The 6,428-nt window shown below is 40.5% G+C and carries 10 protein-coding genes; 4 read left to right on the forward strand and 6 right to left on the reverse strand.

The window, feature by feature from the left end; genetic code table 11:
- Nucleotides 1-1,423, reverse strand: a 1,423-nt coding sequence (locus ACFE90_RS32630; RefSeq protein ID WP_375506456.1) for an NB-ARC domain-containing protein, incomplete at its 3' end; no start/stop codon positions are given.
- Between the two features lie 11 nt (nt 1,424-1,434).
- Nucleotides 1,435-1,851 (reverse strand): hypothetical protein, encoded by a 417-nt coding sequence (locus ACFE90_RS32635; protein ID WP_375506457.1) that lies wholly within the window; start codon nt 1,849-1,851, stop codon nt 1,435-1,437.
- A gap of 92 nt (nt 1,852-1,943) precedes the next feature.
- Between ACFE90_RS32635 and ACFE90_RS32640 the strand changes: the two genes are divergently transcribed.
- The 3 genes from ACFE90_RS32640 to ACFE90_RS32650 are packed head-to-tail and all read left to right on the forward strand — an operon-like array spanning nt 1,944 to nt 2,640.
- Nucleotides 1,944-2,126 carry a DUF6888 family protein gene (locus ACFE90_RS32640; protein WP_375506465.1) on the forward strand — a complete coding sequence of 61 codons (183 nt, stop codon included), beginning with the start codon at nt 1,944-1,946 and terminating at the stop codon, nt 2,124-2,126.
- Nucleotides 2,123-2,392, forward strand: a complete 270-nt coding sequence (locus ACFE90_RS32645; protein WP_375506458.1) for a DUF6887 family protein — start codon at nt 2,123-2,125, stop codon at nt 2,390-2,392. Before ACFE90_RS32640 ends, ACFE90_RS32645 begins: the two co-directional genes overlap by 4 nt.
- A complete protein-coding gene (locus ACFE90_RS32650) occupies nt 2,389-2,640 on the forward strand; it encodes a type II toxin-antitoxin system RelE/ParE family toxin (RefSeq protein ID WP_375506459.1) in 252 nt (83 codons plus the stop codon). Before ACFE90_RS32645 ends, ACFE90_RS32650 begins: the two co-directional genes overlap by 4 nt.
- A gap of 92 nt (nt 2,641-2,732) precedes the next feature.
- On the opposite strand, the gene ACFE90_RS32655 is transcribed toward ACFE90_RS32650, so the two are convergent.
- From ACFE90_RS32655 to ACFE90_RS32670, 4 genes are all read right to left on the reverse strand, one after another.
- A complete protein-coding gene (locus ACFE90_RS32655) occupies nt 2,733-3,173 on the reverse strand; it encodes a hypothetical protein (protein ID WP_375506460.1) in 441 nt (146 codons plus the stop codon).
- Between the two features lie 67 nt (nt 3,174-3,240).
- A complete protein-coding gene (locus tag ACFE90_RS32660; protein WP_375506461.1) occupies nt 3,241-3,930 on the reverse strand; it encodes a hypothetical protein in 690 nt (229 codons plus the stop codon).
- A 196-nt stretch (nt 3,931-4,126) separates the two neighbouring features.
- Nucleotides 4,127-4,876, reverse strand: coding sequence for a Uma2 family endonuclease (locus ACFE90_RS32665; protein ID WP_375506462.1), 750 nt, complete (start codon nt 4,874-4,876; stop codon nt 4,127-4,129).
- Nucleotides 4,877-4,898: 22 nt separating this feature from the next.
- Nucleotides 4,899-5,543 carry a restriction endonuclease subunit R gene (locus ACFE90_RS32670; RefSeq protein WP_375506463.1) on the reverse strand — a complete coding sequence of 215 codons (645 nt, stop codon included), beginning with the start codon at nt 5,541-5,543 and terminating at the stop codon, nt 4,899-4,901.
- Nucleotides 5,544-5,775: 232 nt separating this feature from the next.
- On the opposite strand from ACFE90_RS32670, the gene ACFE90_RS32675 reads away from it, so the two are divergent.
- The coding region (locus ACFE90_RS32675) for an AMP-binding protein (protein ID WP_375506464.1) at nt 5,776-6,428 on the forward strand (653 nt) is incomplete at its 3' end.

The raw sequence follows: 6,428 nt of genomic DNA on the forward strand, positions 1-6,428 counted from the left end.
AATTGTAGAGATTTGCCAGCCACATTAGGCTGGTGGCGACATCGGGATGTTCTTCTCCCAAACGTGTTTGCACTGTTGATAAACACTGCTGACGCCAAGGTTTTGCTAAGGTATACAAACCTTGTCCTTGATAGAATCTACCTAAGCCAACGAAAACCCAAATTAAATCTTTATCCTCCACAACATCAATGAGATTTTGTGCCACCTCAGTTAAATGGGGAATTGCCAGTTGCACTGACTTGATATCCTCAAGGGTGAGAGATTCAGGTATTTTCTGAGCAATTTCTACTAATGCTGCGGCAAAGGCTTTTTTCAGGTCATCGGCTGTGTTTAACCTTACTAATTTCCCTTGCAAAAACTCCCTAATTAAAAGATGAATTTTATAACAACTTTCTCCTTCTGCTACGCTTTGAATTAAATGGCGCTGATAAAGTTGCTTTCTCGCCTCGTCAACATCTGCCTTTGCCCAATTTAGCTGCTGACTGACAGATTCAACTATTTGCCAAGGAATGATATCTGGGGCAAATAAACTCAACAACTCACCGACACACTGTGTCATATAATCGAGTTGTTGCCAGCTTAATTCAAATACAGCTTCCAATTGAGATTTTTGCTGGGCTGGTAATCGCTGTAAAATCCCTGCCAAAGATAAATTTGGATCTTCTGCCAAATACGCGCCGACTAATTGCAAACCTAAAGGCAGATATCCCAGCAATTTACATAAATTTGCTGCCGTTTGTGGTTCCCGTTGCACCCGCTTATCGTTTTCGTCCAACAAAGTTGTCAACAAATTCAAAGCATCGTTTGGTGAGAGCTCATTCAAAGTTATCTGTTGAACCGTTGAACCGAGATTTCGCAACCGAGTTGTCATCAATATACGGAAGCGGTTATCTGTTGGTAGTATTTGGAGACAATTATTCCAGTTAGTCACATCGTCAACGTTGTCCAATACTACCAAGACTAACCCTGTTTGTGGTTGCCAATTATGCCAGCACCATTTTGCTTGTTCCTGGGAAGTCAATAAGGTTTGCGGTACTTCCAGTTTCATGTAAAACTGAGCAAACTGCACAATCTTTGCTGCTAAATTTGGTTTTTTGGCATCTAACCAGCAAAGCCCACCAGGATAATTGTCTTTATAGCGGTATGCGTATTGTGTCGCCAGTTCAGTTTTACCCATTCCTCCCATAGCAGCCACAGCCAAAATTGCCGCGTTGTCATTTTGCAGCAACTTTTTATGCACTTCTACAAGTCTCTCATCCCGCCCGACAAAGTTGGCGACACCCCGATAAGGAATATTATTTGGAGGAGATGAGTGTAACTGCTGAGTGGGGTAATTGTGGATACTAATATCGCCGACATAAGCTGTTCCCCCCTCAACCTGAGTTTGCCAGCCTTTGGCATTATCCTGGTTGCTTTGGTTCATGATGGCTCAATTCAAGAATTGGGCGGTGCATGATGAATGTTAATCTCGCCGACATAAGCTGTTCCACCCTCAACCTTAGTTTGCCATCCTCTAGCATTGTCTTGGTTGATTTGAGTCATATTGCTTTTGTCTACTATCTTACCAGCCTGAATTTCACGAGCCAGTGTTTCTACTTCTTTAGCAAACTCCGGTTGTTCGTGTAAAATTATCTGCAAGTAAGCAACAACCCTATCTAAATCGGGTTTCGAGCCTTTTTCAGCAGCAACGAGGGCTGTTTCTGCTTTCAGATTTCCCCGTAACTTCTCCCAAATCTTTTTTCGCAGCTGATCTATTTTAACCAGGGCTGCTTCAGTGAATTTCTCAACGGTTTTCTCAAAAGCTTTGGTAAAAGCGAGGGTTGCGATCGCACTAGCTGTGATTGGTTCCAAATTATCCTACCTTATCTGGCGACATCTTCACTGATGCATACAATAACAGATGTTTAGATTCCAGAGAGTTAGAGGCTAATCCAGTTTTTCTGGTGAAAGTCGGGTTTACCCTTAAAGGGAAAACTTTCAACATTCAATCCCCATCCAATTGCTCCCCCTGCTCCCTGCTCCCTGCTCCCCTGCGTCTTTTTGAACGGACAACACGCATTTACATTCTGGCTGGACAAAGCTTTGAAGTAGAAATATTACCAAATGAGAGGGTAAGATATTTATGACTAAGGCAAATTTTCAAGGGATGACCAAACAAGAGTTAAGAGCTTATGTGTTGGAACATCGAGACGATCAAGAAGCTTTTTATGCATTAACGGACAAACTTAGAGAAGAACCAGGGATTGAAATTACCTCAACAGAGCAGATGCATGAGCTAATTGAAGCAAAGTTAGATGAGGCTGATGTAAGAGATGCTTATAAGGTAATAGAGGAAATTGCAAGGCTGGGGACAACACCCTTTGAAGAAATTAAAAGGGAGCTAGGGATATGAGCTACCAAGTAGCATTAGCACCTTCAGCTGTGCAGAGAATTGCAGAATTGGAGTCAGAGGTGCAGCAACAACTAACACAAAAGTTAGAAGAACTAGCATTAAATCCACATCCAGAAGACGCTCACCCATTGAAGGATACTGAACGGTTGTATAAGGTTCGTTTGGGTGAATACCGCATTATTTACCAGATTGAGGATCAACCCTTGCTAGTAACACTGATAAAGATTGCACATCTCAAAGATTATTAAAGTTTATCTGCAAAACCGATCGCCTACATACCACCCAAGGGCAACCAAAATAAAACTTCAAAATTTACTCTACCACTACGCAACTAAAAATTTCACAAAATCTCTGCCAACTTTCCCACCAGAGTATTTGCTAAATCCAATAACCTGATGTCATCTGTATCAATAATATTTTCACCACCAGCTAAGAGATTTTTTACAGCAGATAGCCTGTCATCTACTTCAGGAATTCTCCAAGATTCATTTAAGTTTACTGCAAAATCAAACAGCGATCGCTCTCCTAAATGCTGTCTTACCCTAACAGCTACACTATCATTACTTACCAAGAATTCCTTAATAGTATCTAATTGAAAATTACCTAAAATTTCGTCATGTCCCCACGTTTCTAGCCAGTCTCCCTCCACATCTTCAACGTAAATATTGACAAAATCAACCCCATAATTTAGCCAGTTTTGCTGCATTTGTCGCGCCGTCGCTAAAGCTTCAGCAAATGTATCTACTTGATTGTTGCAGTGAGTTTCTCTTTTATTAGCCATAAAAGCTGTAATTGGCACGTAAGTATATAGGCTAGACACAAATCTGAAATATCAAATTCCTGAAAAGTCACGAAAATTTTAAATATTTGCCACCAGAAAGGTAATCACTGTTATACAAGGCCACGTTGACTAACTGGTTGACAAAATTAGCATTTTTGGGATTGTAACTTAAAAATAGCCCCCTCTCGATTTCCCACGATCGCAATGTATTTTGCCAAGCTTCGTACTTTTGGTGATTAAGTTCTTCACTAACACTGGTAATTTGAATGCACAGTGGTTGATTGTTACGACTAACAATTAAATCTGTTGCCATAGAAAGGTCGGCTATATAACGCTGCCAAAAACTACCTTCTCGCTGAACAATATCTTGAGCTATTGATTTAATGATATCATCATCTACCTGATTAAATTCGCCTGACATCAATTTTTGCTTCCAAATATAAAACTTGGAGTCACTTGCATTAAACCATCTGGGAAATAGATAACCATACCAATATCTCTCAATCGGCGTCATCAACTCGAACTTTGCTTTTTGTTCTTCTTCTGAAGGTAAGGATTTGATTATCAGCCAAATTGTCGAATCAGTAATTACCTCTAAGAGAAAGGCAATAACAAAAGGTTTTGCAGTCAGAGAACCTGGCTTAATATCCTTTACCCAACGATTGATTTCATCTAATCTTCTCGCTAAATTACGATCTATCGAGGAGGCTTGCTCGATAAGGGACTTTAGCTGATCCTTAATTTCTGTTGCTTGCAAACGATGCCCTACTTTCAGAAGATTACGCTTTTTTTACACATTGATAACTAGATTTTAACTTAAAAATGTCTTTAATTAACAAATGGTGGGGGTTTAAGTCCCCAGTAAGACAGGCACTTCTATTTTGTGTCGGGGTCTAAATCCCCGCCACAAAACGTAATTGCGAATTGCGAATTGTTTTAATTTCCTAATGTCATCAAATACTCTCTAGGTCGATGCCCTGTGTACGTAAAACCTGCCGCAGTCGAGCAATTTCTTGCTCTGCTTGTTGGGCGCGTTCTTCTGCCTGCTGGGCGCGTTCTTCTGCCTGCTCGGCACGTAAACGTTCTTGTTCAGCTAACTCTTCTGATGATAGTATCAATTGATTTTCAGTAGTGAAGAATCTTAATTTACCTTCATAAACTCCCAAATAAAGTTCTAACTGCTGACTCCACAAATGTCCATCAGTAGTTACTTGAATTTCTTGATACTTTCCATCAACTAGATGAAACCCCTGAAGTTCCATCGTTACAGGGTTAAACCAGAAATAATCTGGTGTACGGAAGGTATCTTGATAAACTTGTTTTTTTAAACCTTTATCAACTGCTGTGGTTGAACTTGACAAAATTTCCACAATCACATTCGGATATTTGCCATCTTCTTGCCAAACCACCCAACTTTTACGGTCTTTTTTCTCGGTTCCCAAAACTACAAAAAAGTCTGGGCCACGGAATTTTTCTGATTTTTTCTGGTTAGGACTGTAGTAAATCGTCAAATTGCCAGAACCATAAAAATCTTGCCTTTCTTGCCACCACAATTTAAGAATGCGAATCAGTAAATCGATTTGGTCGCGGTGTAGGTCACTTTCCAAGGGTGGTTCGTCACTCAGTATATCACCAGGAGGAAAAATAACTTCGTCTTCTGAAATACCATTAGAGATGATTTCTAGAGTAGCAGGTTCAGACATCAGCGATCGCTCCGCAATTTATTTACTGAAAATTTGGTAACTTGCAGACAGCTTTTAAAACTTGCAATAACTCTATTGCATCTGGAGATTCGTTTAAACTTAATAATGGCATTAACTGATAACTTGGCTGCTCGTCATGTCTTAGATAAACAAATTGATAACGCAGTCCATTAGTTACCAAACCCCAAACAGATGGTTGTTGATCTAAACTTTTAAAAGCATAACTGAGTAATTGAGGTAAACCCTCACCCACTTCGATCGCACTGTTTTTCGTTTCAATTACCACAACCCAAAAAGGCGGCGCAATATTACTTTGAGGATTGTTTATTGCTAAGATATCCATCCGTCCGGTAATTCTTCTGTCTTCATCTTCGACTGCGATCGCAATGCTATCTTCCATTGTCAACCGAATCGGCACATCGTAAAACCCAGCTAACCGCATCAAGGGTGCGATCGTTATAAATTTAACCAAACCTTCAGAAATTTTCCCAAGCCTGAGATAACGACGGAAGTCGTTTCTAATTCGTAATAAGTCTTCTTGTTCAAACTTTGTCAACGGTTCTAAATTTAAGAAGTCTGTGAATGAACCATCTGAAAGTTCTTCTAGTTTGAGAAAGCGATGAACATCGTTGAGAGATAAGCTGCTAGCTTCAACAGTGAGCGTCATAATTTCAGGCTTTACTTGTCAAGACTACTTACATTTTGAAACATTCCTGGTAGATAGGTTGCAATGTAACCTCAATACATTTCTTGATCGCTTGCTTTTGCTAGATGAAAATAAATGTAAACTAAATAACTCAGCAATTTCTACCCAGCTTAACGAAAATCTAAACATTGTCTAGCACAACTGGGCTAAGAATAGTTTTTAGTAACAATAGCGATCGCACTCATAACTAACCATGTCTCAACCAACTATAGAATCAATCCTCCAAGAGAATCGCCTATTTCATCCTACCTCGGAATTCTCGCAGAATGCCCATATCAAAAGCCTGGAAGACTATCAGCGTCTCTACGATAAAGCTAAAGCCAATCCCCAGCAATTTTGGGCAGATTTGGCTGGAACAGAATTAGAATGGTTCCAAAAATGGGATACAGTATTAGACTGGCAACCACCTTTTGCCAAGTGGTTCGTTGGCGGTAAGATTAATATTTCTTACAATTGCCTTGACAGACATCTCACCACCTGGCGCAAAAATAAAGCAGCATTGATTTGGGAAGGAGAACCAGGTGATTCGCGTACCCTCACTTATGCCCAACTGCACCGGGAAGTTTGCCAATTTGCCAATGTATTGAAGCAACTGGGTGTACAAAAAGGCGATCGCGTTGGTATTTATATGCCGATGATTCCTGAGGCTGCGATCGCTATGTTAGCCTGTGCCAGAATTGGCGCACCCCACAGCGTAGTATTTGGTGGTTTTAGTGCCGAAGCTTTGCGCGATCGCTTAATTGATGCTAAAGCTAAACTGGTAATCACGGCTGATGGTGGTTGGCGCAAAGATGCGATCGTTCCTCTCAAAGAACAGGTAGATAAAGCCTTAGCTGATGGTGCTGT

The sequence above is a fragment of the uncultured Nostoc sp. genome (assembly GCF_964245445.1).
Lineage (GTDB): Bacteria > Cyanobacteriota > Cyanobacteriia > Cyanobacteriales > Nostocaceae > Nostoc.